Consider the following 26031-nt stretch of genomic DNA (forward strand, 5'->3'; position numbering starts at 1 on the left):
GTGAGCGCACCCCATATCTGGATCGTCAGTCCCGCCTCTGCCCGCGCCAACAACGGCAACTGGCAGAGCGCAAGCCGCTGGGCGCGTTTCCTGCGCACGCGCTATCGGGTATCGATTTCACAACAGTGGCCCGAATCTGGCCAACACGCCGCGCCCGACCTGCTGATCGCACTGCACGCACGCCGCTCCGCACCATCGCTCGACGCCTACGCGCGCGCCTTTCCGCAACGGCCGTCGATACTGCTGCTGACCGGGACCGACCTGTATCGCGACATCCAGACCGACGCCAGCTCCCAGCAGGCGCTGCGCCAGGCCAGCGCGCTGGTGCTGCTGCAACCGGCCGGCATGGACGCCCTGCCCGCGCCGCTGCGCGCCAAGGCCAGCGTGATCTTCCAGTCGGCGGCCACGCTGAAGCCGGCGGCGCCCGCCAACAAGCGCCATCTGGACGTCGTCATGATCGGCCACCTGCGTTCCGAAAAAGATCCGCTGACGTTCATGCGCGCGGCCGCGCTGGTCGCCGCGCCCAGGGCGCGCCTGGTCCACATCGGCGGCGCGCTCGAACCGGCGCTGGAGCAGGCGGCGCTGGCGACGGCGGCCGCCCATCCGCGCTACCGCTGGCTGGGCGCACTGCCCCACGCGGCCACGCGGCAGCGCCTCAAGCGCAGCCACCTGATGGCGATCGCCTCGCACATGGAGGGCGGCGCCAACGTCATCATCGAAGCGGTTTGCAGCGGCGTGCCGGTGCTGGCCAGCGACATCAGCGGCAATCGCGGCATGCTGGGCGACGACTACGCCGGCTATTTCCCGGCCGGCGACGCCGCCGCGCTGGCGCGGCTGATCGACCGCGCGCTGGCCGAGCCGGACTTCTACACTTTGCTGCGCGCCCAGTGCGACGCGCGGCTTCCCTTATTCTCACCGGCGGCCGAGCAGGCGGCTTTGCTGGAGTTGGTGGATAATCTGCTGCTGAAGGCTAAACAAGGCTAAACAAGGAATGACAAAATGACCAATGATGCTATCAAACTGACCTCCTTCTCCCACGGCGGCGGCTGCGGCTGCAAGATCGCGCCCGGCGTGCTGTCCGAGATCCTGAAGAATTCGTCCGGTTTCCCGGTGCCGAAGGAACTGATGGTCGGCATCGAGACCGCCGACGACGCCGCCGTCTACAAACTCAATGACGAGCAGGCGCTGATCGCCACCACCGACTTCTTCATGCCCATCGTCGACGATCCGTACGACTTCGGCCGCATCGCCGCCACCAACGCCATCTCCGACGTCTACGCCATGGGCGGCACGCCGATCATGGCGCTGGCCCTGGTCGGCATGCCGATCAACAAACTGCCGATCGAAACCATCGGCCAGATCATCAAGGGCGGCGAATCGATTTGCGCCGAAGCCGGCATTCCCATCGCCGGCGGCCACACCATCGACTCGGTCGAACCGATCTACGGCCTGGTGGTGCTGGGCCTGATCCATCCGTCCAAAGTCAAGCGCAACGCCGACGCCAAGGCCGGCGACGTGCTGGTGCTGGGCAAACCGCTGGGCGTGGGCGTGCTGTCGGCCGCGCTGAAGAAGGACAAGCTGGACGCCGCCGGCTACCAGGCCATGATCGCCAACACCACCAAGCTCAATAAGCCTGGCAAGGCGCTGTCGGAGATGGCGGGCGTGCATGCGCTGACCGACGTCACCGGCTTCGGCCTGCTGGGCCACCTGCTGGAACTGGCGCGCGGCGCCAAGCTGGCCGCGCATCTGGAGATGGCACAAATCCCGCTGCTGCCTGGCGTGGAACAGCTGGCGCACGACGGCTACTTCACCGGCGCCTCGGGCCGCAACTGGGAAGCCTACGGCAAGGATGTCGACCTGTCGCCGTCGGTATCGCAGGCGCAGCACATGCTGCTGACCGATCCGCAGACCTCGGGCGGCCTGCTGGTGTCGTGCGACGCCGCCAGCGTCGACGAAGTGCTGGAGCTGTTCCGCCGCGAAGGCTTCGGCGAAGCCGCCGTCATCGGCCGCATGGCCGAGGGCGCGGCGCGCGTGACGGTCGCCTGATCATCCCGCCATCCGGACCGACAACGCCGCGCCGCGCTTGAGCAGGAAGGTGCGCAGCAGGTCCGGATAGTTGGCCTGCGCTGCCTGCCGCACCGACGGCCGCGCGGCAAGCGCGGCGCGCCATGCGGCAGTTCGCGGCAGCCCGGCCAGCATGCCGAAGTCCGCTATCGTGTCGAACACGTCGAAATAGCGGAACACCGGCCCAAAGACCGCGTCGACGATGCCGAACTGCCCGCCCATGAAGTAGGGTCCCTCCCCCAGCGCCGCCTCCACCTGCTCGAAGCGCGCGTGAATCTCGGCCGCCTTGGCGGCCAGCGCCTGCTGATCCACAGCGCTATAAAATCCAGCAATCAGACTCAAAAGCGCCGAGCCGAACTCCATCCACGAACGCTGCTGCGCGCGCAGCAAGGCATCCGACGGATGCAGGCGCGGAGCATGGGTCTCGTCCAGGTACTCGCAGATCACGGCCGATTCAAACAGCGCCGCGCCGCCGGTCAGCAAAACCGGCGTCTTCCCCAGCGGCGAAATCGCCAGGAACCAATCCGGCTTGGCCGCCAGATCGATATTGCGCCGCTCGTACGGCACGCCCTTCTCGGCCAGCACGATCGCCGCCCGCTGCACATAAGGGCACAAGGGATGACTCACCAAAACCATATTCATTTTTAACTCCTCGCTGAAAGTCGATGGAGTTAATATACGATTTCGAATTCGCAATGAAAATAGGCAGCCAGGCAGATGATCCATGCAAAAACGCAATACAGACTGAGCTCCCAGGACCTGGAAATCATCCTCGCGCTGGTGCGCGGCGGCACCCTGGCGGCCGCTGGCGAACGGCTGGCGGTAGACCCCTCCACCGTGTTCCGCTCGGTGCAGCGGATGGAGAAAGGCTTGGGCGCGCGCCTGTTCGAGCGTTCGCGCCTGGGTTATCAGCCGTCGGAACTGGCGCAATCGCTGGCGCGGCATGGTGAACTGGTGGAGGCGCAGCTGGACGCGGCGCGTTCAGCTGCGCTGCTCAGCCCCGAACAGGTGGCTGGCACGGTACGCATCACCAGCACCGACACGATACTGCACGCCCTGGTCGCGCCGGCGCTGCGCGATCTGCAGGCCAGCCACCCACTGCTTTCCTATGAACTGGACACCAGCAACGAACTGGCGAACCTGAGCCGCCACGAAGCAGACATCGCGGTGCGCGCCACGAACCGGCCACCGGCCCACTTGGTCGGCAAACATATCGGCCCGATCCGCGTGGCGCTATTCGCCGCGCGCGGTGGAAAATGGAAGAAAGTCAATGCTGGCAGGGCGCCGTGGGTCGCGCCGGATGACGCGCTGCCGGAACATCCGTCAGTCGTCTGGCGCAAAAAGAACCATCCGAAGATCACGCCGCAATTTCGCGTCAACAGCATCCTGAGCGTGGCCGAGATGGTGGCGCTGGGACTGGGCATCGGCATACTGCCACTGTTCCTGGCGCGTCAGCGCACCGACCTGGCGCAACTGGGCGGCGTGCTGGACGAAGCCCAAACCGAACTATGGCTGCTCACCCACGCCGAATCGCGCCACTTGAGGCGCGTGTCGACGGTATTCGGCCACTTGTCCCGCAGCCTGCTGCTGGACTGAGCGGGGTGCCGGTGAAAGCCCGCAGCGATTGCCGTGGCATCCGCCGCCATGTGCGCTAAAGTAGATTCATCATCAACCACCAAAGGAAAATCATGCTGGTCACTACTACAGAAAACGTCGCAGGTTATCGGGTACTGGAAGTGAAGGGTCAAGTGTTCGGCGTCGTCGTGCGCAGCCGTGGCCTGGCGGGCAACCTGATGGCCGGGCTGCGCTCCATCTTCGGCGGCGAGATTCTGGAATACACCCAGCTGCTGGAAGAGACGCGCCGCCATGCGCTCGACCGCATGGTCAAGAACGCGCAGCAGATGGGCGGCAACGCCGTCGTCATGATGCGCTTCGATTCTTCCGAAATCGGCCAGACCATGAGCGAGATCGTCGCCTACGGCACGGTCGTCGTGCTCGAGAAAGCTTGACGTGCTGCGCAACGCGGTACTCGCCATCGCCCTGCTGATCACCGCCGGCGGCGCGATCGCCCTGGCGACCGGCCACCCGCAGGCGATGCCGGCGGCTATCTGGGGCGGCATCCTCACGGTGGCGGTGCTGTTCGAACGCTGGCGCTATCAGCCGCCGCCGGCCGCCGGCGGCAACTGGCAGCCGACCGGCGAGCAGTTCATCGACCCCGAGTCCGGCGAGGCGATGGAAGTGCTGTACGATGCCGGCACCGGCGAACGGCGCTACGTCAGCAAGGCCGCCAAACCGTAGCGGCTATCGCAGCGCCTTCAATACGGGCGCCAGGGCGGCGATCAGGTGTGCCGGCGACACCGGCTCGCCGCCCTCCTCCCACGCATCCTGGAATTCCGCGATCTCCAGGCCGATCACTTCCGATTCCGCCAGCGCGGCACAGGCGGAGCGCAAGTCCTCCAGCGACAGCCCGTCTTCATGCACATAGTCGGTGGGTACGATGCCGGGGTTGAGCACATCGCAATCGAGATGCATATAGACGGCGCGCCCGCCTACAGCGGCGCGCAACCGGTCAGCCAGCGCCGGCCCCGGCGCCACATGCGTCACCGCGCCCGACGCGATCAGCAGCACCTCCGCCGGATCGAGCGCGCGCTGCCCCACCAGCACGACATTGGACAGCGCCAGGCCCGCTCCCAGTCCGGACGCCCACAAGCCCGCAGGTCCGGACAGCGCCATGCCACCCAGGTAGCCGCTATCGGTGGTCGACGGCGTATTCAGATCGGCATGCGCGTCGAACCACACCACGCAGGCATCCGGGCGATAGCGTGCCACCACCGGCAAGGTCGCCAGCGACGCGGCGCAGCGGCTCGTCGCGCTCAATGGCCTGGCACGGCGGGCGAATACCTCGACCAACTGCGCGGCCAGCGCATGCAAGCCCGGCATGGCCTCGTTCAATTCCGTTTGCCATCCCGCGCCGAGCGCTGGCGCCGGCATGCCGACGACGGTGACGCCAACGCCCATCTGCTCGGCCAGCATGCGCGCCACCGACTGCGCGCCGGGTATCGCCAGGTTGTTGTGGTCCGCCACACGGCCCTGGAACAGGGTGATCGCCACTTCGGTCATAGCCTACCTCCTGAAAAATAGAGACTGTAGCCGTCCCGGCGCATGCAGTAAAATTAATCAATTTCAGGAATGATAAAAATTTCTTATGCAGGACTACAAACTGTTCGCCGCCCTCACCGCCGTCATCGACACGGGCAGCTTTGAACGCGCGGCGGGAAAACTGTTCATCACGCCGTCGGCCGTCTCCCAGCGGATACGCCAGCTGGAAGAGCGCATGGGCCAGACCCTGGTGGTGCGCAGCACGCCGGCCATCGCCACCACGACCGGCATGCGCCTGCTGCGACACGCGCGCCAGGTCGCCCTGCTCGAACAGGAATTGCAGGACGATTTGCAGGGGGACGACCGCGAACGGCTGGTCGAACTGCCGATCGCCATCAACAACGACTCGCTCCACACCTGGTTCATCCCGGCGGTGACGGAGATCCTGATAGCGGAACGCCTGCTGCTGCAGCTGAAGGTAGAGGACGAGGCACATACACTGGGCCTGTTGAAGAACGGCGATGTGCTGGGATGCGTGACCAGCGTCGAACATCCCGCCAGCGGCTGCACCAGCACGCGCCTGGGCGAGATGCGCTACCGCTGCATCGCCACACCGGCCTTCGCCGCACGCTACTTCCCGCGCGGATTGAACCGGGAAGCGCTATTGCGCGCGCCGGCCATCACCTTCGGCAGTTCCGATACGCTGCACACCAACTTCCTCGCCAGCCGGTTCGCGGTGGCGGCCGGCGAGTTCCCGTCGATGACGGTACCCTCGGTGCATAGCCTGCTGCACTGCATACAGGGAGGACTGGGCTACGGCATCTGCCCGGAGCTGCAATGGGATGAAATGCTGGCGGCCGGCGCACTGGTCGACCTGATGCCGGCGGACCGGCCGGCAGTCCAGCTGCATTGGCACGCCTGGGAGCTGCAAAGCCCGCGCATCGGCCGCTTCATCGGGCAGATGGTCGCGCAGGCGCGTACCCGGCTTCCCCAATAAGCCCCGTAGCTAGTCCGCCACCTGCCGCAGGGCTGGGTCGCCGTTCAGGGAAAACGGCATGGACCTGGCCCAGCGATTGGAAGACAGCGAGAACGTCAGCGCCCGCACCTGGTGATACCAGCCGGCCGGCACGTACAGCATATCGCCCGGATTGACGATGACTTCGACCGTGGCGGCCTGGCGCGCCAGCGGGAATTTCTCGAAGTCCGGCGCCTCGGGATCGAACGGCGATCCAAACAGGATGGCGTTCGCCTCGTTCGGATACAGGAATTCGTCGTGATGCGGCGGCGCCAGGAAGATGCGCTTGGTGCCCCAGATCTGCGCGAAGATATTGTCGTCGTAGTCGCAATGCAGCGGCGTCACCGTGCCTGCGGGGCCGAGCCAGAAACGCGGCGGCCCCATTTTGTCGAAGTACGTGGGCCAGTGGCACAAACGGTTCAATTCGCGCAGCTCCAGGTTGCCCAGGTACGGCGGCAAGTCGTGCGTGCCCGCCGCCACCAGCTCCAGATACTCCAGCATCGACATGTCCTGCATCGCACGGTCGGGCGCGAACGCGGTGTTGATGTAGTCCCCCACCCGCGCCCGCACCGGCAGATGGCTGTAATGCTCGCGCAGCGCCTGCGGCGTCAGTCCGCACAGCGGCCAACGGTCGACCAACCCGGTCATCAGGAACGGCAGGCCTTGCGCCGCGCGCTTGCGGAAGGCGGCGGCATCCAGCGCCCGCAGGCGCGGCACTTCGGTAATCGTTGGCAGCGTGCGGGACACACGCTTGATCGCCTCGCGCATCGCCTGTATCGACGTGACGCCGCGCACCTGCGCATCCCTGTGCTCGCGCGCCAGCTTTTGAGCGGCAGGGTCGGCGGACCACGCAGACTCCGATTCCTGCCTGGTAGGCGGCAACCGAGGTGCTTCCACCGTTTTCTTCTCTTTCGACATATCCCGAACTTAACTATTTGCAGGGCGATAGTATAACTGCTCGCTTACAGGGCCGTTCAGATGTCAAAAATGACACGATGCCATGCAATCATCACCGCAAGGCCAATTTTCCTTGACAGCCAAGCCATCGATCTCGTACATTTAAGGCCATGACCTCGCATCTGCACCTATCCGCTTTCCTGCTGCCGTCTGCTAGCGCCCTATCGCTAGCAGCGCGCCTACTAGCACGCGCTTAATCCGCGTTCCAGCTGTACCCCAGTGCCGGCCATAAGCCGCACCTGTCTACAAATCCCAGGAAAGTTTGCACCGATGTTCCCAGCCTTGTCGCTACTGCTAAAACTACCGATCGGTTGCCGAGCCTAGTATCCCGTGGCCGCACGGCAGCCCCTCGCCACAACAGAGCGCCAGCACCGATACGTCGGACCGCGGCATCGCATTTCCCAATTTGAGACTCAGGAGCACCCCATGATGTTGCAGAACCCAGCAGCGAAGTACCGCGCCTTCCCACCCGTACAATTGTCCGACCGCCAGTGGCCGAACAACGTGATCTCCAAGCCGCCGATCTGGATGAGCACCGATCTGCGCGACGGCAACCAGGCCCTGATCGAACCGATGAGCGCCGAGAAAAAACTGCGCTTCTTCGAACTGCTGGTCAAGGTCGGCCTCAAGGAAATCGAAGTGGGCTTCCCTTCGGCCTCGCAGACCGACTTCGACTTCGTGCGCAAGCTGGTCGAGGAAAACCGCATCCCCGACGACGTCACCATCATCGTGCTGACCCAGTCGCGCGATGAACTGATCCGCCGCACCGTGGAATCGGCGGCCGGCGCCAAGCGCGCCATCGTCCACCTGTATAACTCGGTGGCGCCGGTGTTCCGCAAAGTGGTGTTCGGCATGTCGCGCGAAGAGATCACCAACATCGCTACCACCGGCACCAAGCTGGTGAAGGAATTGATCAAGCAGCACCCGCAGACCGAATGGGGCTTCGAGTACACGCCTGAATCGTTCTCCACCACCGAACTCGATTTCTCCAAGCATATCTGCGACGCCGTCACCGCGATCTGGGAACCGACCCCGAACAACAAGATGATCATCAACCTGCCGTCGACGGTGGAGTGCAGCACTCCCAACGTCTACGCCGACCAGATCGAATGGATGTCGCGCAAGCTGGCGCGCCGCGATTCGCTGATCATCAGCGTCCACCCGCACAATGACCGCGGCACCGCCGTCGCCTCGGCCGAAATGGCCGTGATGGCCGGCGCCGACCGCGTCGAGGGCTGCCTGTTCGGCAACGGCGAACGCACCGGCAACGTCGACCTGGTCACGCTGGCCTTGAACCTGTACACGCAAGGCGTGCATCCGGGCCTGGACTTCTCCGACATCGACGAAGTGCGCAAGTGCGTTGAAGAGTGCAACCAGCTGCCAGTGCATCCGCGCCATCCATACGTGGGCGACCTGGTGTTCACCGCCTTCTCCGGCTCGCACCAGGATGCGATCAAGAAGGGCTTCGCCCAGCAGCAGGAAGGCGCGCTGTGGGAGATCCCTTACCTCCCGATCGACCCGCAGGACCTGGGCCGTAGCTACGACGCCGTCATCCGCGTCAACAGCCAGTCCGGCAAGGGCGGCATGGCTTACCTGTTGGAGCAGGATTACGGCCTGGTGCTGCCGCGCCGCCTGCAGATTGAATTCAGCCGCGCGGTGCAGGCAGTTGCCGATTCCACCGGCCTGGAAATCACCGCCGAGGGCATCTACGACATCTTCAACAAGGAATACTTCGAGCAGACCTCGCCGTACGCCTACAACGCGCACAAGATGGTGGAAGACACCAGCAGCGACGAACCGGTGCAGATCGACATCGCCCTCACCCACCGCAAGGCGCCACTGGCGCTGCAAGGCGGCGGCAACGGCCCGATCGACGCCTTCGTCAACGCGCTCGGCCTGGACATCAAGCTGATGGACTACCACGAGCACTCGATCGGGTCCGGTGCCAACGCCAAGGCGGCCTGCTACGTCGAACTGCGCCTGGCCAACGGCCCGACGCTGTTCGGCGCAGCCATCGACAGCAACATCGTCACGGCCTCGTTCAAGGCAGTGCTGAGCGCCGTCAACCGCCAGCTCTCGCAGCAGCAAGCCGCGGCAGCACCAGCGGGCGCCGACGCCACCGCATGAACAAATCCGTAGTCTCCGCCGTCGTCTTCCTGCTGGCGGCGGGCGGCGCCCACGCAACGCCGCCCACCGGCCAGGACGCCCTCGCCGGCGCGCAGATCAAGGTCGATGTCGGCGGCCGCAAACTCAATATGTACTGCACCGGCAAGGGCTCGCCCACCGTGCTGTTCGAAGCCGATGCCGGCCGCGCGGGCTGGGATTGGTCGGCCGTGCTGCCGGAAGTGGCCAAGCGCACCCGCGCCTGCGTCTACGACCGCGCCGGTATGGGTGCCAGCGATCCGATCATGCGTGCATCGACGGTCGCCAACGCCAGCAAGGATTTGAACTTCCTGATCAAGAACGCCCGCATGGACGCGCCCTTCGTGCTGGTGGGTGCGGGCTACGGCGCCATGGTGGCGCAGCACTACGCACTGCGCTCGCGCGGCACCGTCACCGGCCTGGTGCTGGTGGACGCGATGCACGAGGATGCGCTGCCGGCGAACCGTGCCGCCAGCCTGGATGCGGCGCTGGCCTGCCTCACTGCGGCGGAAGACGGCAAGACCGTCGCCGCCTGCGCCTATTCCGCCACCGCTATCAACGGCGAAATCGGACCACGACTGGCGGCGGCGCAGGCGGCGCAAGTGGCCAAGCCAACCTACTGGCGCGCCCGCGCCTCGGAACTAGACAGCCTTGAGACCAGCGCCAGCCAGATGCGCGCCGTGCGCAAACCGTTCGGCGACCTGCCGCTGGCCGAAGTGCGGCATGGCGAACCGGCCACCATCGTCGCCGCAGTGATGGAAGTGCTGGACAAGCAGAAGTAAAACAAGGCGCGTGGATACTACCAGGCGGCCGCGCGCTTCTCCCTGAAGAATTCCCAGGCGGCTTCCGCCACTTCAAAGTCGGCGTTCTGCCGGCCTGTCAGCTTGTTGATGAAATAGGGATAGCGCTTGCTGACGCTTGGCTCTGCGTGGCCGCCATTCTCGATTTTATACAGTCCCACTTGCAACCCGCTTCCGGCCTCGCCCCACATCGTGCGCGTGGCCCGCGTCTTGTCCCACTGGTTGCGACGCGGGATCTCAAGCACGCTCGGTTCATCGGGAAGGCCGGCCAGTTCGCGCCAGATCCTGGCGCTGTCCTCGATGCTGCTGACCGGGTCCAGGAATCCCAGCACGTAAAAGAATTTGCCGCCCCGGTAAGGCATCAACGGATCCGCCGTGCAGCCCATGATCAGCGCCGGCAGCGCGGCCGTGGGCATCCGCGCCGCATGCGGCGGCGGCATGCAAGCGAGGACGGTCGAGAATGCAGCCAGCTTGTGCGGAATCTCCACCGCCGCGCGGTAGGTCAACAGGCCGCCACGGGAAACGCCGATCAGATAAACCCGGCTGGCATCCACGTCGTAATCGGCCACCGCCTTGTCGATCAGCGCCGCGATGAACGCGACGTCATCCTTTTTCGCCACCTTCTCCGCGCTGGCGAAACAATCGCTCCAGCCACCCGCACCGGCATCCGGCGCGACCACCACGATGTCGTCACGCTCGGCGATCTCCAGCCAGACCGACAACGGCGATGGCGGATATGCCATCCCCATCACCTGCTCCGCCGAAGCGCCGGCGCCATGTACGACGATGACCAGCGGCCGCTTGCCGGATGACGGCCGGCTCGATCGCGCCAGCAGATAGCGGCGCAATCCATCCGGCCGCAAAAGCGTCTCCGGCGTGGCCTGCGCACATGCAGCATTAACGGCGGAAGTACCGAGAAACGCGGCCTTCAAGCCCGCGCGTATGCGTCCCAACATGCAGCCTCCTTAGTCAATAGTGTCACAATACTATGCGTCGTCCCACCCGCGCAACAGCCCCTACCAATCAATTTCGCCGCACTGCACCATTGTCGATATACTGGCTACTCGCCCGGTGTTCTCATGGAGTCATGCATGAATATCTCGAACCTGAAAATCGGTGTGCGACTTGCGGTCGCATTTGGTGCGGTGCTGGTGTTGATGGCGGTGTTGATCGGCGTCGGCCTGCAAAGGCTGAACAGCATCAGCCGGCTCAACGCGGTCATCATCGACAAGGACTGGGTCAAGGCCGATGCGGCGGCCACCGTCGGCAGCACCACCCGCGCCAACGCGGCGCTGACGCTGGAGCTCTTCACCACCACCGATGCAGCGCGCACGGCGGACATCTACCGCGAGATGGACGTCAACAAAAAGACCATCAGCACCGCGCTGGAAACCCTGGACACCCTGATCTACACCGACGAAGGCAAGGCCCTGATGCTGGCCATCCGCGAGCAGCGCAAGGCCTACGTCGCATCGTTCACACAAGTCGGCAAGATGCTGGCCGGCGGCCAGCGCGACGAAGCGCAAGCCGCGCTGCGCGCCGACATGCTGCCCAAGCTGGCCAAGGTACAGGCCAGCATCCGCCAGCTGTCGGACCTGCAAAAATCCATCGTCACCTCCAACGGTGACCTGGTCAAGCACGATATCGCGATGGCCAGCCAGATGATGGGATGGCTCGGCATCGTGGCGCTGGCGCTGGGCCTGGCCTTCGCCTGGCGCGTCACGCGCTCGATCACCGATCCGATCGGCCACGCCCTGAAGATGGCGCGCGCCGTGGCCTCCGGCGACCTGACCTGCCGCATCAGCAATGAGCAGCGCGACGAAATGGGCCAGCTGCTGGGGGAGCTGGGCAAGATGAACGACAACCTCGCCAGCATCGTCGGCCGTGTGCGCAGCGGCACCGGCGCCATCACTACAGCCTCGGCGGAAATCGCCAGCGGGAATATGGACCTGTCCTCGCGCACCGAGCAGCAAGCCAGCTCGCTGGAGGAAACCGCCGCCTCGATGGAAGAACTGACCAGCACCGTCAAGCAGAATGCCGCCAATGCGCAGCAGGCCAACGAACTGGCGCTGTCGGCGACGCAGGTGGCGCAGCGCGGCGGCGACGTGGTGGCGCAGGTGGTCGGCACCATGAACTCGATCAATGACTCATCGCGCAGGATCGTCGACATCATCGGCGTCATCGACGGCATCGCCTTCCAGACCAACATCCTCGCGCTGAATGCGGCGGTGGAAGCGGCGCGCGCGGGCGAACAGGGGCGCGGCTTTGCGGTGGTCGCGTCGGAAGTGCGCAACCTGGCGCAACGCTCGGCCGGGGCGGCCAAGGAAATCAAGACCCTGATCGACGACTCAGTGGACAAGGTGGCGGCGGGCGCACGCCTGGTCGACCTGGCCGGCAGCACCATGAACGAAGTGCAGGACAGCGTGCGCAAGGTGACCGACATCGTCGCCGAGATCACGCTGGCCAACCGCGAGCAGACTGGCGGCATCGAGCAAATCAATATCGCCATCAGCCAGATGGACCACGTGACGCAGCAGAACGCCGCGCTGGTCGAACAGGCTGCGGCCGCGGCGGCGGCGATGCAGGACCAGGCCGGCCAGCTGAATCAGGTGGTCAGTCAGTTCCGGCTGGCGGTTTGACGGCGAGCGTGCGCGACATCATGATTTCGTCGTAAAACCGGCCGTCGACGATCATCGAGTCCGGCTCGCGGCCGAACTCGATGAAGCCCAGCGATTCATACAGGCCGACCGCTTCCGCATTGCCGGCGGTGACCGAGATCGTCATGCGCTGCACGCCGTCCAGCGTGGCGGCAAACGCCAATGCATGCTCCATCAGTTGCCGTCCGAGGCCGAGGCCCCGGTGGGTCTCGGCCACGTACATGGCGCGTACATAGCGTTTGTGCTGAACCTTGAGCGCGGTCTCGCGTCCAACGCCGACGATGCCGACCAACTGCTCTCCCTCGAAGGCGCCAAACATATTGCGGCCTGAATCCGCCGCCAACCGCGCCTCTATTACCGACAACGCCGTATCGCACTCCTCCTCGTAGCTGGAACCGAATGCCGATGGCGATGCGCGCAAGCCCGCCAGCCGCAGGGACTGAAAGGCGGCTGCATCGGATGGAGTCAAACGACGTATCAACATGTGTAGCCTTTAAAGAGAGTTCGCCAGCACCAGCGAGAAGAACATTTCGGCCTGTCCGTTATAGAGTTTGAACAGCAACGTGTTCCGTCCTTTTTTCAGATGGACCTTGCGGCTGCCTTCGGTCAAGTTGAGCGCGGCGATTTCCTTCCCGAAGGCGCGATAGGTGTCGTGATACCACGGCTTCATGCCGTCGGCGCTGGTCCACACCAGCGTGTCGTTCAGCCAGAGTTTCGAATCGTCGTCGCTGCCGATATCGAACCAGACGTCGCGCTCGCGGTCCGCCACGATCTCGGTGTAGCCATAGTAGACGGCGTTTTCCGCGCCATGCGGCGGCACGATGGGGTAACGGTCGAAATGCGTGTACTGCCACTTCAACAAGCGGCGGTTCTTGCCCAAGTAGACGGCATCGAGATCGATCAGCTGCTCCGGCGGGAACTCCTCCGAAACACGGGTCGCATTGCTGGCCGCGAAAGGCCCAAGCAAATACCAGGTATCGATGAAGACCCGGCTAGTATAAACCCCATCGCGACCGATCGCGCGGCCGGTGCCCGGACGCACCGCGCCCTGGTCCAGCGCGCGCGTCTTCGCCGCCACCGTATAATCGCGATGAGCGGCCGCACTCGAGTCGGTCAGGTCCAGCGCACCGCCCATCGGCAGCGGCATGCCATTGCCCAGCCGCTGCGAGACGCCGTTAAAGCCGGTGTTTTCGCCATCGCCGCCGACGCTCATTCGCGCACCGTCCACCTGCCGTTGCTGCTGCTCCTGGCGCGCGGCCAGCGCCTGGCGGGCCTGGCGCTGCATCTGGCCTAGCGCGCCGCTCAACTGCGCCGGCGTCATCGACTTTGCGTCCAGCGCCACCGGTTTGCGCTGCTCGACCTTCTTCAGCGCTTCCTCTTTCGGTATCTTCAAAAGGAGGGACAGCTCATCGGCCTTGGTCTCCCGCCTGAGCTGCTCGATCGACTGCGACAGCTCCTTGATCTTCTCCGCCATCTGCTCCGGCGTCTTCTTCACCTGCTGCTCACGGGAAGCGGCCGACGGGCCCGACGCCGCGACCTTGACGGCATCCTGGCCGCTGCCCTGCTCCAGCGCCGCCTTGATATTCGCCAGCTCGTTCATCTCGCGGTCCAACGCCGCGTTACCGGCCTTTTCAGCGTAATCGACCGCCCGTACCTCGTTCCGGTTTCCTTCGACATAGCTCGCCATCGTCCACAACGCGCCCAGCAAGGCACCGTGGCCCAGCGCGGAGACCAGCAAGTACTTGCGATCCATCGGATTCAGTTCCTGGTGCGCATGGCGACGTTATGCAGGCCTTCGATCTGACACAGGTCCATCACCCGCACGATGTGCTGGTAAGCGGCGAGCTTGTCGCCGTCGATGCGGACGCGCGTGCCGGCATCCGCCTCCGCGATGGCCCGCAGCCGCGTATGCAGCACTTGCGCCGTCACCGCCTGGCCTTCCAGATACAGCTTGCCGTCGCGGTCCACGCCGATGATCAATGGGTGGGCGTTGTCGTCAGACTGCTCCAGCGCGTTGGACGACGCCGGCAGCGTGATCGGCAGCTGCTTTTCCTTGCGTTGCGTGGTCTGCTGCTTGAACGAGGTCGCGACCATGAAAAACATCAGCAAGAAGAAAATACAGTCGATCAGCGCAGTCAGTCCGATCTCCGGCTGCTCTTCGTCCCCCAGGTCGATGCGCATGCTATGCGACCTCCCGCGCCGCGATGAACCAACGGCTGATCAGGCGGTTGACCTGCTTCTCCAGTTCCAGGCCATACAGCACCACGCGGCTCTTGAAGTAATGGTGCAGGCACAGCGCCGGCAAGGCCACGCTCAAGCCGGCCGCGGTGTTGATCAGCGCCTTGGAAATGCCACCGGCCAGCAAGGCGGGATCGCCCATGCCGCCCGAGTAGGCGATAACGTGGAAGGATTCGATCATGCCGATCACGGTGCCCAGCAGGCCGACGATGGGCGCCACCGTCGCCACCACCGCCAGCGGTTGGGCTTTTTGCTGGTGCTGGCGCATCTCGATCGAAGCCAGGTCGCCGCAGCCGGCCGAGATGACGGCCGCGCTTTGCTTGCGGTGTTCGACCATGTATTCCACCGTGCGCGCCAGCGTGCTGTCGTTCGCCGCCAGCAGCACTTCGATCTCGTCGAATTTGCCGGCATCCCACAGCGGTTGCAGTTGCTGCGCCAGCCCGTCCGGCGTGATGAATTTGCGGCGCAAGTGCGCCAGGCGCTCCAGCGTTACCGCCGCAGCCAGTATCGACAACGCCAGCACGACCACCATCGCGACACCGGCATTTGAGATTTGCTCAATCAGATTCAAGTCCTGCATGCCTATGCCCACTTGTCAGTCAAGCGACAATTATCAATTGTTTTATATTTATAAGCAACACCGACATCTTGACCTGGAGATTTTTATGGATCTACAATGTATCAACACTTGGAGGTTTTATGGAACTGTCAATTCAAAAATGGGGCAACAGTGCGGCGGTGCGTCTGCCGACTGAATTGCTGGGCATCCTAAAGGTCGCTCTGGGCGACAAACTTAGCGTCAATGTGTTGCCAGACGGCGTGCTGCTGAAGGCGGCGCGGCCTTCATATTCGTTGGATGAACTGGTGGCACAATGCGATATCACGTCCCAGGAGCCTGCCGACATGACGGCATGGCATAACGCCAAGCCTGTTGGACGTGAAACGTGGTAAGCCGGAGTAAATTCGGACGCGGTGACATCGTGATGGTTAATCTCGATCCGACGCAAGGGCATGAGCAGAAGGGCATGCGGCCCGCACTGGTGCTCTCCACTAGCGCGTTTAATGCGCTGGGTACGGTGCTGGTGGCACCGATCACTCAGGGAGGCGATTTTGCTCGTCACGCCGGATTCGCTGCGTCTCTTTCCGGGACTGGAACGAAAACTCAGGGCGTCGCTTTGGTCAACCAGATTCGTATGCTGGACTTGGAAGCTCGAAAGGCAAAGCGGGTTGAGACCGTGCCTGAGTTTGTTATAGAAGACGCGCTGGCACGCCTGCGCGCAATTACCGATTGAACTCAAAGCGGTAGCCCACGCCATAAACCGATTGCAGGCATTCGGCGTCCGGCAGCTTGCGGCGGATGTTCTTGATGTGCGAATCGACGGTGCGGTCGCTGATGTCGCGCTGGTCCTGGTGCGCAAAGTCCAGCAGTTGCTGGCGCGTGTAGACCCGGCTTGGATTGTCGATCAATTCGGCCAGCAGGCGGAACTCCAGCGGCGTGAGCGCCAGTGCGGCGCCCTTGTGCAGCACGCGCATGCCGGCACGGTCGATCTGGAACGGCGAGACAGGCGCAGTCGGCATCGCCACGGCCGCCGCAGTCCCAGTCGCACCACTACGGCGCAGATGCACACGCACTCGCGCCACCACCTCGCGCGGGCTGAATGGCTTGCAAACATAGTCGTCGGCGCCGCTGTCCAGGCCTAGCAAACGGTCGATCTCGTCGACGCGTGCGGTCAACATGATGATGGGAAGCTGCGAGAAGAGGCGCACTTCGCGGCACACACCGATGCCATCCAGTTCCGGCAGCATCAGGTCCAGCAGCACCAGGTCCACGCCGCCGTTGCGGATAATATCGACCGCACTGCGGCCGTCGGCGGCGAGCAGGGTTTGCCAGCCGGCGGCGTTCATGTAGTCCGCCAGCAGCGCGGCAATTTTGGTGTCGTCTTCGACAATCAGAATATTGGGCACGTAATCGCTTCCTATGTTTTCAACGGCAGACGCACCAGCATCTTGACGCCACCCAGCACCGACGGCGCGGCGACGATGCTGCCGCCATGCGCTTCGACCAGCGCTTTGCAGATCGCCAGTCCCAGTCCGCTGCCACCGCGTTCGCGCGCGCGGGCGCCGTCCACGCGGTACAGCCGCTCGAAGATGCTGCCCAGGACGGCGGCAGGCACGCCCGGCGCGCTGTCCTCCACCACGACTTCGGCGAAGCCGCCGGCGCAGCTCAGCGCGACCACGACCTGGCCGCCGCTGTCGGTGTAGCGCAGGCTGTTTTCCAGCAGGTTGGTGATCACCTGCTGCAAGCGGCCGGCATCGCCTTGCAGCACCACGGGCGCGGACGGCAGGCTCCAGCTCAGGTCCAGCCCGCACGCCTGCGCGCGCGGCTGGTAGCGTTCCAGCGTGGGCCGCAGCAGCTCGCCGAGGTTCAGTTCATGCCAGTGGTAGTACAGGTCGCCGGCATCGGCCATGGTCAGCTGGTGCAGGTCGTCGACCAACTTATTCAGGCGCAGCACCTCGGCATGCAGCGATTGCAGCGCGTTGGCGTCGGCCTTGCGGATGCCGTCCAGCAGCGCCTCGATCTCGCCGCGTATCACCGTCAGCGGCGTGCGCAGCTCGTGAGACACGTCGGCCAGCATCTTGCGGCGCTGGCGTTCACTGTCCTCCAGCGCTTCGGCCATGGCGTTGACGTGCAGCGCCAGTTCCGCCACTTCGTCGCGCGACAGCAAGGGTGCGCGGGCGCTCAACTCGCCCAGCGCCAGCCGCGCCGTGACATCGCGCAGTGCAGCCACTGGCCGCAGCAGATGACGGGCAAGCCAGATCGCCGCCAGCACGGCAAGACCGATCAATCCGGCCGACAGCAACAGGATCGATTGCAGCTGCTCGCGCAGGAAGACGGTGGCGCTGGCGTCGGCGCCGCCTGTTTCGCGCAGCGGCATCAGGCGCATATGGCCGACCACCACGCCATCGACCTTGATGGCGCGTTCGGCGCCGACCTGGATGTCCGGAGGACCGATCAGTTTATGGCCCTGGGCATCGGTGATGGAGAGGCGTTGTGCGAAGTCCATCGGGTCGTTGCGGCGCGGCGGCGCTTCGCCGGGGCGGGCTTCCGGTGGCGGCAGACCGGCTTCCGGCGGCGGCTCGCGGCGCGGCGGCCTGGCTGGATTGCCGTACTCGCCCTGCTCGCCTTCCTGTTCCGGAGCCGGGTGGCCTCGCGGCGGCGGAGGCGGTCGGCGTTCGCGGCGTGGACGGCGCGCGTCGCCATCAGGCTCGAAGACCTGGCTGCGCGGCGTGATCCTGTTGAGCAGTTCGCCGAGCGCGCGCGGCTGCCCGCGCAGCCAATCGAAATTGCCCTCGGTCCGATAGCGGTCCTCCAGCAGCTCGCGCAGCTGGTCGAAGTCCTGGACTTGAAGATCGTTGAGATAAGCGACGAAACCGCGCTTGAGATTACTGCTGGCGACCCACGCCATCGTGCCCACGCACAGGATGACGATAGCGATGACCGCCAGCGCGATCTTGCGGGCGATGGTCAACCGCATGGCTGGCTCTTTGGCTTCATGCCTCCATCATAACCGCCAAATGTGGAGAAATTATGAGCGACTGACAAAAACGCGACACCGCCGCCGGCCTTCATTTTTTCTACACAATTGGGCGTCAATCTCGCACCGTCATCACACCAGACGGAGAACACCATGTATCAACGCGCGCTTTACCTGACACCGGCCATCGCCGCCGCAGCCCTGCTGGCCGCATGCGGCGGCAGCGATCCGACGGCGGACACCACGACCAGCGCCACCGCGCGCGTGCTGCAAGGTGGCGCACCGGCCGCCACCACACTGGCGGCGATCACCGTGCAGGCAGCGGCTGTACAGGCGGCAGCGCCGGCGCCAGCGGTCCCGCCGCCCGTGGTGCTGGCACCGGTACCGAACGATGAAGGCGCCTCCCTCACCTTCAGCAGCGTGGGCGCGGTGGACACCGCCAATCCCTTCTTCAAACCATTCGGCAACGGCCGCTCCTGCGCCACCTGCCACCAGCCCGACAACGGCTGGAGCATAGGCCCGGACAAGCTGGCCGTCCGCTTCGCCAACAGCAACGGAACCGATCCGGTATTCCGCCTGGTGGACGGCGCCGTATCGCCGCTGGCGGCCACCGCCACGCTGGACCAGAAGCGCGTCGCTTATAGCATGCTGCTGACCAAAGGCCTGATCCGCGTCGGCCTGCCGATGCCGGCCGGCGCCGAATTCTCGCTGGTCAAAACCGAAGACCCCTACAACTACGCCAGCGCCAAGGAGCTGTCACTGTTCCGCCGTCCGCTGCCCACCACCAACCTCAAATTCGACAGCAGCGTCATGTGGGACAGCCGCGAAACCGCCAGCGATCCCGCCTCCGCCCTGTGCCTGAAGGACGTGCGGCCCGCGCAGTGCTTCGCCACCCTCGACGCCAGCCTGCAGCACCAGGCCAACAGCGCGGTGCGCGGCCACGCGCAAGCGGCGCAGGACCTGACCTCCGCCGAGCAGCGCGCCATCGTCGATTTCGAGAAAACGCTGTTCACCGCCCAGGTCAGCTCCATCGATGCCGGCAGCCTGACCGACGCGGGAGCCTTGGGCGGACCTGCGCGATTGGCCGCCAACGCCTTCTACTTCGGCATCAACGACCTGGAGTCCGGCGACTACCAGACCGGCGCGCCCTTCAATCGCAACGTGATGGCGATCTTCGGCGCCTGGCGCAACCTGGACCGCCCTGCACCGCCGCCTCCACCACCGGCACGCGGCCGCCCCGCCCCACCGCCGCCGGCCGCCCCAAGCCCGCAAAACCTGGCGCGCGCCTCGATCGCGCGCGGCGAACAAATCTTCAATAACAAGCCGTTCAACATCAGCGGCGTGGCCGGCTTCAACGACGAACTGCGGCGCCCCTTGCAGCGCGGCTCCTGCGCCAGCTGCCACGACACGCCCAACTCCGGCACGCATTCGGTGGTCCGCATGTTCAACACCGGCGTATCGGACGGCGCGCGCCGCACGGCGGACATGCCGCTTTACACGCTGCGCAACAACGTCAGCGGCGAGACGGTCGCCACCACCGATCCGGGTGCGGCCATGCAAACGGGGAAATGGAAGGACATCGGCCGCGTCAAAGTACCGAGCCTGCGCGGCATCGAATCGCGCTCGCCCTACTTCCACAACGGCTCGGTGCATACGATCGAAGACGTCGTGACCTTCTACGACAAACGCTTCAACATCGGCTTCACCGCGCAGGAGGCAGCCGACCTGGCGGCCTTCATGAAAGCGCTATAAAGCTTAAGGCGCCAGGCGCGCCAGCCGGATACCGGTGAACTGCCAGCGGGCGCCGGCAGGGAAGAAATTCCGGTAACTGGCGCGCGCATGGCCGTCCGGCGTGGCGCAGGACGAGCCGCGCAGCACGTACTGGTTCAACATGAACTTGCCGTTGTACTCGCCCAGCGCACCGGGCGCGCTCTGGAAACCGGGATAGGCGGCGTAGCTGCTGCTGGTCCACTGCCAGCAGTGGCCGAACATTTGCAGCAGGCCGTCGTCATCGGCGGCGCCTGCCGGATGCAGCGTGCCGTTTTCCACCTCCGCCTGCGCGGCGGCGAATTCCCATTCCGCCTCGGTCGGCAGACGGGCGCCGGCCCAGTGGGCATAAGCATCCGCTTCAAACAGCGACAGATGCGTCGCAGGCCGCGACAGGTCCAGCGGCTGCGCGCCGTGCAGCGTGAATTCCCGCCATTGCCCCTGTTCGTCCTGCTGCCAGTAGATCGGACTATTCAGGTTCTGGCTGCGCACCCAGTCCCACCCCTCGGCCAGCCACAGCGCCGCGTTGAAATAGCCGCCGGCGGCGATAAACTCCAGGTACTCCCCATTCGTCACCAATCGCGACGCCATTTCGAACGGCGCCACGTACTGCTTGTGGCGCGGCAGTTCGTTGTCGAAGCAAAAACCGCTGCCGTGATGTCCGATATCAGTCAGGCCGCCCGCGAACGGCAGCCATGCCATCGCCGGCGCCGCCTTGGCCTGCTCCAGCGGCACGTCCATGTACTCCGGCAGCAGCGCGCTTTGCGCCAGCAGGTGCTTGACGTCGGTGAGCATCAGCTCCTGGTGCTGCTGCTCGTGCTCCAAGCCCAGCGTGACCAGCATCGCCAGCTGCGCGCGCTGTTCCGCATCGAGATCGCTGGCCAGCAGGCGGGCCACGCGGGCGTCGACGTCGGCGCGATAAGCGCGCACCTGTGCCATCGCCGGCCGTGTCAGCAAGCCGCGTTGCGCGCGCGGATGCTTCTCGCCGATGCCGTTGTAGTAGGAATTGAACAGTACCCGGAACGCCGGATGGAACGGCGCAAAGTCGGCCTCCATCCGTTCAAGGATAAAGGTCTCGAAGAACCAGGTGGTGTGGGCCAGGTGCCATTTGATCGGACTGGCGTCCGGCATCGACTGCGCGCCGCAGTCCTCGTCGGTCAGCGGTTCGGCCAGCGCCAGCGAACGGCGGCGAACCTTGTCGTAGCGGGCGTGCAGGTCTTGCTGCGGTGGGCGCATGTCCATGGGCGTGATCGGCTTTCAGGCAGGGATAACCCTGGCGTGGATGACGGCGAACCAGTTCGACGGATCGGTCCATACCTGGGCCGTGGCGAAGCCGGCGCGCTCCAGCAGGTTGACGAAGGACTGCCGCGTGTACTTGTAGCTGTCCTCGGTGTGGACACGCTCGCCGCGCGCGAAATGGCGTTCGCCGCCGGCCCAGCGCACGGTCAGCGCGGCGCGCGCTTCCAGGTGCATTTCGATGCGGCTGTCGGCCTCGTTGAAGAAGGCGCGGTGCTGCCACTGGGCGACATCGAAGTCGGCGCCGATCAGGTGATTCAGATGGCGCAGCATGTTCAGGTTGAAGGCCGCCGTGACGCCCAGCGCATCGTCGTAGGCCGCGTCCAGCACGGCGCTGTCCTTGATCAGGTCCACGCCGATCAGCAGGCCGCCGTCCACGCCTCCGTTGGCGCGCAGGCCGCGCAGGAAATCGACCGCCTGCTCCGGCGAGAAATTGCCAATCGACGAACCCGGATAGAAGAACACCCGGCGGCCTTGCCGCACGCTGTCCGGCAGCTCGAAGCCATGGGAAAAGTCCAGCCCCAGCGCCGTCATCTCGATATCGGGAAAGCGCTGCTGCAAGCGGCTCACCGCCTCGGTGAGGAAATCGCGCGAGATATCGACCGGCACGTACTGCGCCGGTTGCAGCAGCGGGAACAGGCTGGCGGCCTTGGCGCAATTGCCTGCGCCAAGGTCGATCAGCGTGGCGCCGGTGCCGATCGCGGCCGCCATGTCGGCGCCGTGCCCGGCGAAGATGCCGGCCTCGGTACGGGTCGGATAATATTCGGGCAGTTCGCAGATGGCCTCGAACAGCTTGGAGCCGAGGCCGTCGTACAGGTATTTGGGCGAAATGTGCGGCTTGGCGGCCAGCAGGCCGGCGCTGATCTCAGCGACCACCTCGGCACTACCGTGCGCAGCTTGCTGCTGCGGCGGCGCTGGCGTGTTGCTTGCGTCGGGCGAAACAACACGGATCGCCGAGGAGCGGGACATCTGCATAGAAGCTCTGCCTTTAAAGGAGGTCATCCCATTTGCGGATAACATTTTTGTTATGATAGCCGAATATCCATTTTGCAGCGCCGGGCCGACAAAACTGTGCGGCCCTTCACATTCGTCGCAACAGAAGCACAAATCTTACAAAAAAGGCACACGACTATGACATTCTCCGCCATGCGCACGATCAAATCCCTGTTTGCCGCCGGCCTGATGCTGGCAGCGGCCCACTCCCAGGCCCAGTCGGCCGACCACGTGTTCCGCGTGTCCGCCATCCCGGACGAGGCGCCGACCGAATTGCAGCGCAAGTTCAAGCCGCTGGGCGAGTACCTGGAGAAGAAGATCGGCATGAAGGTTGAGTTCACCCCCGTCACCGATTACGCCGCTTCGGTCGAAGCGCTGATCAACAAGAAGGTCGACATGGTCTGGTTCGGCGGCTTCACCTTCGTGCAAGCCAAGGACCGCAGCAAGAACCAGATCACGCCGCTGGTGCAGCGCGCCGAAGACGAAAAGTTCCGTTCGGTCTTCATCACCACCAACAAGGACATCAACAAGCTGGAAGACCTGAAGGGCCACACGCTGAGCTTCGGTTCGGAATCGTCGACCTCGGGCCATCTGATGCCGCGCTCCTTCCTGCTGGCCGCCAAGATCAACCCGGACACCGACCTGAAACGCATCGCCTTCTCCGGCGCGCATGACGCCACCGTAGCCGCCGTCGCAGGCGGCAAGGTCGATGCCGGCGCGCTCAACATCTCGGTCTGGGAAAAACTGATCGCCGAGAAGAAGGTCGATCCGGCCGTGGTCCGCGTGTTCTACACCACGCCAGGCTACTACGACTACAACTGGAGCGTGCGCACCGACATGAACGCCGACCTGAAGAAAAAACTGACCGACGCCTTCCTGGCGCTGGATCCGAAGAACCCGCAGGACAAAGTCATCATGGACCTGCAGCGCGCCTCCAAGTTCATCCCGACCAAGGCCGAGAACTACACCGCGATCGAAGCCGCTGCACAAAACGCGGGCCTGCTGAAGAAGTAATCGATGTCCACTTACCACCTGCAGAACCTGACGGTGCGCCATCTCGGCGCATCGCGGGCGGCCGCACTGCATGCGATCTCACTGACGATACAACAGGGCGAGCAACTGGCCCTGATCGGCCCGTCCGGCGCCGGCAAGACCACCTTGCTGGCGACGCTGGCCTGCGCCCACCAGCCGGCTGAAGGCAGCTTCCAGGCCTTCGGCGTCGACCCGTGGGCGCTGGGCCACGCCGAACGCCACCGCCTGCGCGCGCAGCTGTTCCTGGCGCCGCAGACGCCGCCGCTGCCGCCGCGCCAGCGCGTGGTGACGGCGGTGCTGGCCGCGCGCCTGCCGCAATGGAGCTTGTGGCGCGCCTTGGTATCGCTGGTCAAGCCGGCCGACCCGGAAGCGGCGTGGCAGGCGCTGTCGCGCTTCAACCTGGGCGACAAACTGTATTCCCGCGTCGACCGCCTGTCCGGCGGCGAGCGCCAGCGCTGCGGCCTGGCGCGCCTGCTGCTGTCGCCGGCCAAGGCGCTGCTGGTGGACGAGCCGTTGTCCGCGCTCGACCCGGTGCTGTCCGAACTGACCTTGACCACGCTGCGCGATGAAGCCAGGGCGCGCAACGCCACGCTGATTTGCAGCCTGCACCAGGTCGACCTGGCGCTGAGCCATTTCCCGCGCATCATCGCCCTGCGCGACGGCCGCATCGAATTCGACCTGCCGCGCGCCCAGGTCACCCCAGACATGATCGCCGCGCTGTACCAGGGCGAACAACCCGCCGCCAGCCCGCGGCCGCTGGACGAGGCCATGGCCGTCAAGCTCGGCGTCGGCGCCTGTCTGTAATGGCGACATTGACTGCCCATCCCGATCCGGCCTGGCGCGGCCGCGTCGTCGCCACCGCCGTTTGCCTGCTGCTCCTGTGGCCGACGCTGGTGGTCACCGAATTCAAGCCGTGGATATTGTTCGACTGGCAGAGCCTCAGTTCCACCGGCCGCTTCCTGGCCGATTTTTTGGTGCCGGCGCACGGCGCCGAATTCCTCACCATGCTGCTGGAGCAGACCTGGCTGACCATCGCCATCGCCACCTCCGGCCTGGCGCTGGCCCTGCTGGGCGCCATCCCCGCCGCGCTGATCATCAGCGAGCAGCTGTCGATCTCGCGCCTGGGCACCGGCCGCATGCGGCCGATGGCGCGCATCGTGCGACAGACGGTGCGCTGGACGCTGGTGCTGTTGCGCAGCGTGCCGGAGCTGGTGTGGGCGCTGCTGTTCGTGCGCATCATCGGCCTGGGACCGACGGCCGGCGTGCTGGCCATCGCCCTCACCTACTGCGGCATGCTGGGCAAGGTCTACGCTGAAATCCTCGAATCGTCCGACGCCCATGCCAGCGACACGCTGCTGGCTAACGGCAGCGGGCGGCTGGCCGCGCTGCTGTACGGCGCGCTGCCGGAAGCGGCGTCGGAACTGATGTCCTACACCGTCTACCGCTGGGAATGCGCGATTCGCGGCTCGGTGGTGATGGGCTTCGTCGGCGCCGGTGGCCTCGGTCAGCGCATGGACGAATCGATGAAGATGCTGGCCGGCGCCGAAGTGTCGTCGATGCTGCTGGTGTTCGTGCTGCTGGTGGCGCTGGCCGACCAGTTCTCCAAGATCCTGCGGAGGCGCCTCGGATGAACCATCCCATGATGCCCAAGCCGCCGCGCCGCGACTGGACCGTGCTGGCCATGCTGGCGATGGTGGCGGTGCTGGTGGTCGCCAGCTTCGCCTCGCTGCCCTTGAAGTGGCGCGAGTTCTTCACGCTGGAAGCGGTCAACAGCACGCTGGAGCTGCTGGCCGGCTTCGCGCCGCCCGACCTGTCCACGCCCTTCCTGGTCAAGACCGGCTGGGCCGCCGTCGAGACCATGGCCATGTCCGCGCTCGGCACGCTGCTGGCGGTGCTGGCCGGTTTGGCCTTCTCGCTGTCCGCGTCCGGCCGCTTCGGCCGCCCGGCGCGCGCGCTGATGCGCGCCCTGCTCAACGTGCTGCGCTCCATCCCGGAGCTGGTGTGGGCCTCGATCCTGCTGATCGCCTGCGGCCTGGGGCCGTTCGGCGGCACGCTGGCGCTGGCAGCGCACACCGCCGGCGTGCTGGGTCGCCTGTTCGCCGACTCGCTGGAAAACGCCGCGCCGCTGCCGGAGCAAAGCCTGCGCACCAACGGCGCCTCCGCCGGCGCCGCCTTCTTCTACGCCACGCTGCCGCAAACGCTGCCGCAGATGCTGTCCTACACGCTGTACCGCTGGGAGAACAACATCCGCGCCGCCGCCATCCTCGGCGTGGTCGGCGCCGGCGGCCTGGGGCAGATGCTCAAGTACCACCTGTCGCTGTTCCAGATGCAGCAGGCCGCCACCGTCATCGTCGCCATGCTGCTGCTGGTCGCTCTGGTCGACGGCATCAGCTTCGCGCTGCGCCGCGTGCTCACCCGCTAATCCCGATAAAAAC

The 26031-nt window shown here is 65.2% G+C and carries 28 protein-coding genes; 16 read left to right on the forward strand and 12 right to left on the reverse strand.

Annotation, left to right across the window (positions count from 1 at the left end):
- Positions 1-984, forward strand: coding sequence for a selenoneine biosynthesis selenosugar synthase SenB (gene senB, locus D0T21_RS11505; protein WP_116989712.1), 984 nt, complete (start codon positions 1-3; stop codon positions 982-984).
- A gap of 15 nt (positions 985-999) precedes the next feature.
- Positions 1000-2046, forward strand: coding sequence for a selenide, water dikinase SelD (selD, locus tag D0T21_RS11510; RefSeq protein ID WP_116989711.1), 1047 nt, complete (start codon positions 1000-1002; stop codon positions 2044-2046).
- Here selD and D0T21_RS11515 read toward each other — a convergent pair whose 3' ends face one another.
- Entirely contained in the window at positions 2047-2706 is a 660-nt protein-coding gene (locus tag D0T21_RS11515) for a glutathione S-transferase family protein (RefSeq protein ID WP_116989710.1), read from the reverse strand.
- Between the two features lie 78 nt (positions 2707-2784).
- Between D0T21_RS11515 and D0T21_RS11520 the strand changes: the two genes are divergently transcribed.
- The 3 genes from D0T21_RS11520 (at position 2785) to D0T21_RS11530 (ending at position 4362) form a co-directional block, all read left to right on the forward strand.
- Positions 2785-3660, forward strand: a complete 876-nt coding sequence (locus tag D0T21_RS11520; protein WP_116990056.1) for a LysR family transcriptional regulator — start codon at positions 2785-2787, stop codon at positions 3658-3660.
- 92 nt (positions 3661-3752) lie between these two features.
- Positions 3753-4073, forward strand: a complete 321-nt coding sequence (locus tag D0T21_RS11525; protein ID WP_116989709.1) for a YbjQ family protein — start codon at positions 3753-3755, stop codon at positions 4071-4073.
- A gap of 1 nt (position 4074) precedes the next feature.
- Positions 4075-4362: a hypothetical protein gene (locus D0T21_RS11530; protein ID WP_116989708.1), complete on the forward strand. Its 288-nt coding sequence runs from the start codon at positions 4075-4077 to the stop codon at positions 4360-4362.
- A 3-nt stretch (positions 4363-4365) separates the two neighbouring features.
- Here the strand turns inward: D0T21_RS11530 and D0T21_RS11535 are convergent, their stop codons facing one another.
- On the reverse strand, positions 4366-5184 hold the full coding sequence (locus tag D0T21_RS11535; RefSeq protein WP_116989707.1) for an arginase family protein: 819 nt from the start codon (positions 5182-5184) through the stop codon (positions 4366-4368).
- Between the two features lie 85 nt (positions 5185-5269).
- On the opposite strand from D0T21_RS11535, the gene D0T21_RS11540 reads away from it, so the two are divergent.
- Entirely contained in the window at positions 5270-6160 is an 891-nt protein-coding gene (locus D0T21_RS11540; RefSeq protein ID WP_116989706.1) for a LysR family transcriptional regulator ArgP, read from the forward strand.
- Positions 6161-6169: 9 nt separating this feature from the next.
- Here the strand turns inward: D0T21_RS11540 and D0T21_RS11545 are convergent, their stop codons facing one another.
- Positions 6170-7096, reverse strand: coding sequence for a cupin-like domain-containing protein (locus D0T21_RS11545; RefSeq protein WP_116989705.1), 927 nt, complete (start codon positions 7094-7096; stop codon positions 6170-6172).
- A 465-nt stretch (positions 7097-7561) separates the two neighbouring features.
- Between D0T21_RS11545 and leuA the strand changes: the two genes are divergently transcribed.
- Entirely contained in the window at positions 7562-9262 is a 1701-nt protein-coding gene (gene leuA, locus D0T21_RS11550) for a 2-isopropylmalate synthase (protein WP_116989704.1), read from the forward strand.
- Positions 9259-10059 carry an alpha/beta fold hydrolase gene (locus D0T21_RS11555; RefSeq protein WP_116989703.1) on the forward strand — a complete coding sequence of 267 codons (801 nt, stop codon included), beginning with the start codon at positions 9259-9261 and terminating at the stop codon, positions 10057-10059. The genes leuA and D0T21_RS11555 overlap by 4 nt, the downstream gene beginning before the upstream one ends.
- A 17-nt stretch (positions 10060-10076) precedes the next feature.
- Here the strand turns inward: D0T21_RS11555 and D0T21_RS11560 are convergent, their stop codons facing one another.
- The gene (locus tag D0T21_RS11560) at positions 10077-11033 is read right to left on the reverse strand and encodes a PHB depolymerase family esterase (protein ID WP_116989702.1); all 957 of its coding nucleotides are present in this window, start codon (positions 11031-11033) and stop codon (positions 10077-10079) included.
- 135 nt (positions 11034-11168) lie between these two features.
- On the opposite strand from D0T21_RS11560, the gene D0T21_RS11565 reads away from it, so the two are divergent.
- Entirely contained in the window at positions 11169-12716 is a 1548-nt protein-coding gene (locus tag D0T21_RS11565; RefSeq protein ID WP_116994400.1) for a methyl-accepting chemotaxis protein, read from the forward strand.
- Here the strand turns inward: D0T21_RS11565 and D0T21_RS11570 are convergent.
- The 4 genes from D0T21_RS11570 to D0T21_RS11585 are packed head-to-tail and all read right to left on the reverse strand — an operon-like array spanning position 12691 to position 15552.
- The gene (locus D0T21_RS11570) at positions 12691-13218 is read right to left on the reverse strand and encodes a GNAT family N-acetyltransferase (RefSeq protein WP_116994401.1); all 528 of its coding nucleotides are present in this window, start codon (positions 13216-13218) and stop codon (positions 12691-12693) included. The two genes, D0T21_RS11565 and D0T21_RS11570, sit on opposite strands and share 26 nt — an antisense overlap.
- Positions 13219-13227: 9 nt before the next feature.
- Positions 13228-14487, reverse strand: coding sequence for a hypothetical protein (locus tag D0T21_RS11575; protein WP_116994402.1), 1260 nt, complete (start codon positions 14485-14487; stop codon positions 13228-13230).
- 5 nt (positions 14488-14492) lie between these two features.
- Complete coding sequence (locus D0T21_RS11580; RefSeq protein WP_116989698.1) at positions 14493-14915, reverse strand: biopolymer transporter ExbD; 423 nt, start codon at positions 14913-14915, stop codon at positions 14493-14495.
- 1 nt (position 14916) lies between these two features.
- Positions 14917-15552: a MotA/TolQ/ExbB proton channel family protein gene (locus tag D0T21_RS11585; protein ID WP_116994403.1), complete on the reverse strand. Its 636-nt coding sequence runs from the start codon at positions 15550-15552 to the stop codon at positions 14917-14919.
- Between the two features lie 119 nt (positions 15553-15671).
- On the opposite strand from D0T21_RS11585, the gene D0T21_RS11590 reads away from it, so the two are divergent.
- Positions 15672-15923, forward strand: coding sequence for an AbrB/MazE/SpoVT family DNA-binding domain-containing protein (locus D0T21_RS11590; protein ID WP_116989696.1), 252 nt, complete (start codon positions 15672-15674; stop codon positions 15921-15923).
- Positions 15917-16264, forward strand: a complete 348-nt coding sequence (locus D0T21_RS11595; RefSeq protein ID WP_116989695.1) for a type II toxin-antitoxin system ChpB family toxin — start codon at positions 15917-15919, stop codon at positions 16262-16264. Before D0T21_RS11590 ends, D0T21_RS11595 begins: the two co-directional genes overlap by 7 nt.
- Here D0T21_RS11595 and D0T21_RS11600 read toward each other — a convergent pair.
- Positions 16254-16937, reverse strand: coding sequence for a response regulator (locus tag D0T21_RS11600; RefSeq protein WP_116989694.1), 684 nt, complete (start codon positions 16935-16937; stop codon positions 16254-16256). The two genes, D0T21_RS11595 and D0T21_RS11600, sit on opposite strands and share 11 nt — an antisense overlap.
- 11 nt (positions 16938-16948) lie before the next feature.
- Positions 16949-18508: an ATP-binding protein gene (locus D0T21_RS11605; protein WP_116989693.1), complete on the reverse strand. Its 1560-nt coding sequence runs from the start codon at positions 18506-18508 to the stop codon at positions 16949-16951.
- Positions 18509-18661: 153 nt separating this feature from the next.
- Between D0T21_RS11605 and D0T21_RS11610 the strand changes: the two genes are divergently transcribed.
- The gene (locus tag D0T21_RS11610; RefSeq protein WP_116989692.1) at positions 18662-20260 is read left to right on the forward strand and encodes a cytochrome c peroxidase; all 1599 of its coding nucleotides are present in this window, start codon (positions 18662-18664) and stop codon (positions 20258-20260) included.
- 3 nt (positions 20261-20263) lie between these two features.
- Here D0T21_RS11610 and egtB read toward each other — a convergent pair whose 3' ends face one another.
- Entirely contained in the window at positions 20264-21517 is a 1254-nt protein-coding gene (gene egtB, locus D0T21_RS11615; protein WP_116989691.1) for an ergothioneine biosynthesis protein EgtB, read from the reverse strand.
- Positions 21518-21532: 15 nt separating this feature from the next.
- Positions 21533-22546: an L-histidine N(alpha)-methyltransferase gene (egtD, locus tag D0T21_RS11620; RefSeq protein WP_229211446.1), complete on the reverse strand. Its 1014-nt coding sequence runs from the start codon at positions 22544-22546 to the stop codon at positions 21533-21535.
- 156 nt (positions 22547-22702) lie between these two features.
- Here egtD and D0T21_RS11625 point away from each other — a divergent pair, with 156 nt between their 5' ends.
- Genes D0T21_RS11625 through phnE form a run of 4 tightly spaced genes read left to right on the forward strand, consistent with a single transcriptional unit; the run spans position 22703 to position 26018 of the window.
- Positions 22703-23578, forward strand: a complete 876-nt coding sequence (locus D0T21_RS11625) for a putative selenate ABC transporter substrate-binding protein (RefSeq protein ID WP_116989690.1) — start codon at positions 22703-22705, stop codon at positions 23576-23578.
- 3 nt (positions 23579-23581) lie between these two features.
- Entirely contained in the window at positions 23582-24400 is an 819-nt protein-coding gene (locus tag D0T21_RS11630) for a phosphonate ABC transporter ATP-binding protein (protein WP_116994404.1), read from the forward strand.
- Positions 24400-25227: an ABC transporter permease gene (locus tag D0T21_RS11635; protein WP_116989688.1), complete on the forward strand. Its 828-nt coding sequence runs from the start codon at positions 24400-24402 to the stop codon at positions 25225-25227. The genes D0T21_RS11630 and D0T21_RS11635 overlap by 1 nt, the downstream gene beginning before the upstream one ends.
- Positions 25224-26018, forward strand: coding sequence for a phosphonate ABC transporter, permease protein PhnE (gene phnE, locus D0T21_RS11640; protein ID WP_116989687.1), 795 nt, complete (start codon positions 25224-25226; stop codon positions 26016-26018). Before D0T21_RS11635 ends, phnE begins: the two co-directional genes overlap by 4 nt.
- The last annotated feature ends 13 nt before the right edge of the window (positions 26019-26031 follow it).

The sequence above is a fragment of the Duganella sp. BJB476 genome, assembly GCF_003416895.1.
Lineage (GTDB): Bacteria > Pseudomonadota > Gammaproteobacteria > Burkholderiales > Burkholderiaceae_D > Rugamonas.

What these genes read in the sequence shown, in the direction of transcription:
- D0T21_RS11625 (WP_116989690.1), top strand. Translation starts at nt 22,703, where the DNA reads ATGACATTCTCCGCCATGCGCACGATCAAATCCCTGTTTGCCGCCGGC.
- D0T21_RS11605 (WP_116989693.1), bottom strand. Translation starts at nt 18,508, where the DNA reads ATGCGGTTGACCATCGCCCGCAAGATCGCGCTGGCGGTCATCGCTATC.
- D0T21_RS11535 (WP_116989707.1), bottom strand. Translation starts at nt 5,184, where the DNA reads ATGACCGAAGTGGCGATCACCCTGTTCCAGGGCCGTGTGGCGGACCAC.
- D0T21_RS11585 (WP_116994403.1), bottom strand. Translation starts at nt 15,552, where the DNA reads ATGCAGGACTTGAATCTGATTGAGCAAATCTCAAATGCCGGTGTCGCG.
- D0T21_RS11525 (WP_116989709.1), top strand. Translation starts at nt 3,753, where the DNA reads ATGCTGGTCACTACTACAGAAAACGTCGCAGGTTATCGGGTACTGGAA.
- leuA (WP_116989704.1), top strand. Translation starts at nt 7,562, where the DNA reads ATGATGTTGCAGAACCCAGCAGCGAAGTACCGCGCCTTCCCACCCGTA.
- egtB (WP_116989691.1), bottom strand. Translation starts at nt 21,517, where the DNA reads ATGGACATGCGCCCACCGCAGCAAGACCTGCACGCCCGCTACGACAAG.
- D0T21_RS11575 (WP_116994402.1), bottom strand. Translation starts at nt 14,487, where the DNA reads ATGGATCGCAAGTACTTGCTGGTCTCCGCGCTGGGCCACGGTGCCTTG.
- D0T21_RS11540 (WP_116989706.1), top strand. Translation starts at nt 5,270, where the DNA reads ATGCAGGACTACAAACTGTTCGCCGCCCTCACCGCCGTCATCGACACG.
- D0T21_RS11555 (WP_116989703.1), top strand. Translation starts at nt 9,259, where the DNA reads ATGAACAAATCCGTAGTCTCCGCCGTCGTCTTCCTGCTGGCGGCGGGC.
- D0T21_RS11565 (WP_116994400.1), top strand. Translation starts at nt 11,169, where the DNA reads ATGAATATCTCGAACCTGAAAATCGGTGTGCGACTTGCGGTCGCATTT.
- D0T21_RS11590 (WP_116989696.1), top strand. Translation starts at nt 15,672, where the DNA reads ATGGAACTGTCAATTCAAAAATGGGGCAACAGTGCGGCGGTGCGTCTG.
- egtD (WP_229211446.1), bottom strand. Translation starts at nt 22,546, where the DNA reads ATGCAGATGTCCCGCTCCTCGGCGATCCGTGTTGTTTCGCCCGACGCA.
- D0T21_RS11635 (WP_116989688.1), top strand. Translation starts at nt 24,400, where the DNA reads ATGGCGACATTGACTGCCCATCCCGATCCGGCCTGGCGCGGCCGCGTC.
- D0T21_RS11610 (WP_116989692.1), top strand. Translation starts at nt 18,662, where the DNA reads ATGTATCAACGCGCGCTTTACCTGACACCGGCCATCGCCGCCGCAGCC.
- selD (WP_116989711.1), top strand. Translation starts at nt 1,000, where the DNA reads ATGACCAATGATGCTATCAAACTGACCTCCTTCTCCCACGGCGGCGGC.
- D0T21_RS11515 (WP_116989710.1), bottom strand. Translation starts at nt 2,706, where the DNA reads ATGAATATGGTTTTGGTGAGTCATCCCTTGTGCCCTTATGTGCAGCGG.
- D0T21_RS11560 (WP_116989702.1), bottom strand. Translation starts at nt 11,033, where the DNA reads ATGTTGGGACGCATACGCGCGGGCTTGAAGGCCGCGTTTCTCGGTACT.
- D0T21_RS11580 (WP_116989698.1), bottom strand. Translation starts at nt 14,915, where the DNA reads ATGCGCATCGACCTGGGGGACGAAGAGCAGCCGGAGATCGGACTGACT.
- D0T21_RS11545 (WP_116989705.1), bottom strand. Translation starts at nt 7,096, where the DNA reads ATGTCGAAAGAGAAGAAAACGGTGGAAGCACCTCGGTTGCCGCCTACC.
- D0T21_RS11630 (WP_116994404.1), top strand. Translation starts at nt 23,582, where the DNA reads ATGTCCACTTACCACCTGCAGAACCTGACGGTGCGCCATCTCGGCGCA.
- phnE (WP_116989687.1), top strand. Translation starts at nt 25,224, where the DNA reads ATGAACCATCCCATGATGCCCAAGCCGCCGCGCCGCGACTGGACCGTG.
- D0T21_RS11570 (WP_116994401.1), bottom strand. Translation starts at nt 13,218, where the DNA reads ATGTTGATACGTCGTTTGACTCCATCCGATGCAGCCGCCTTTCAGTCC.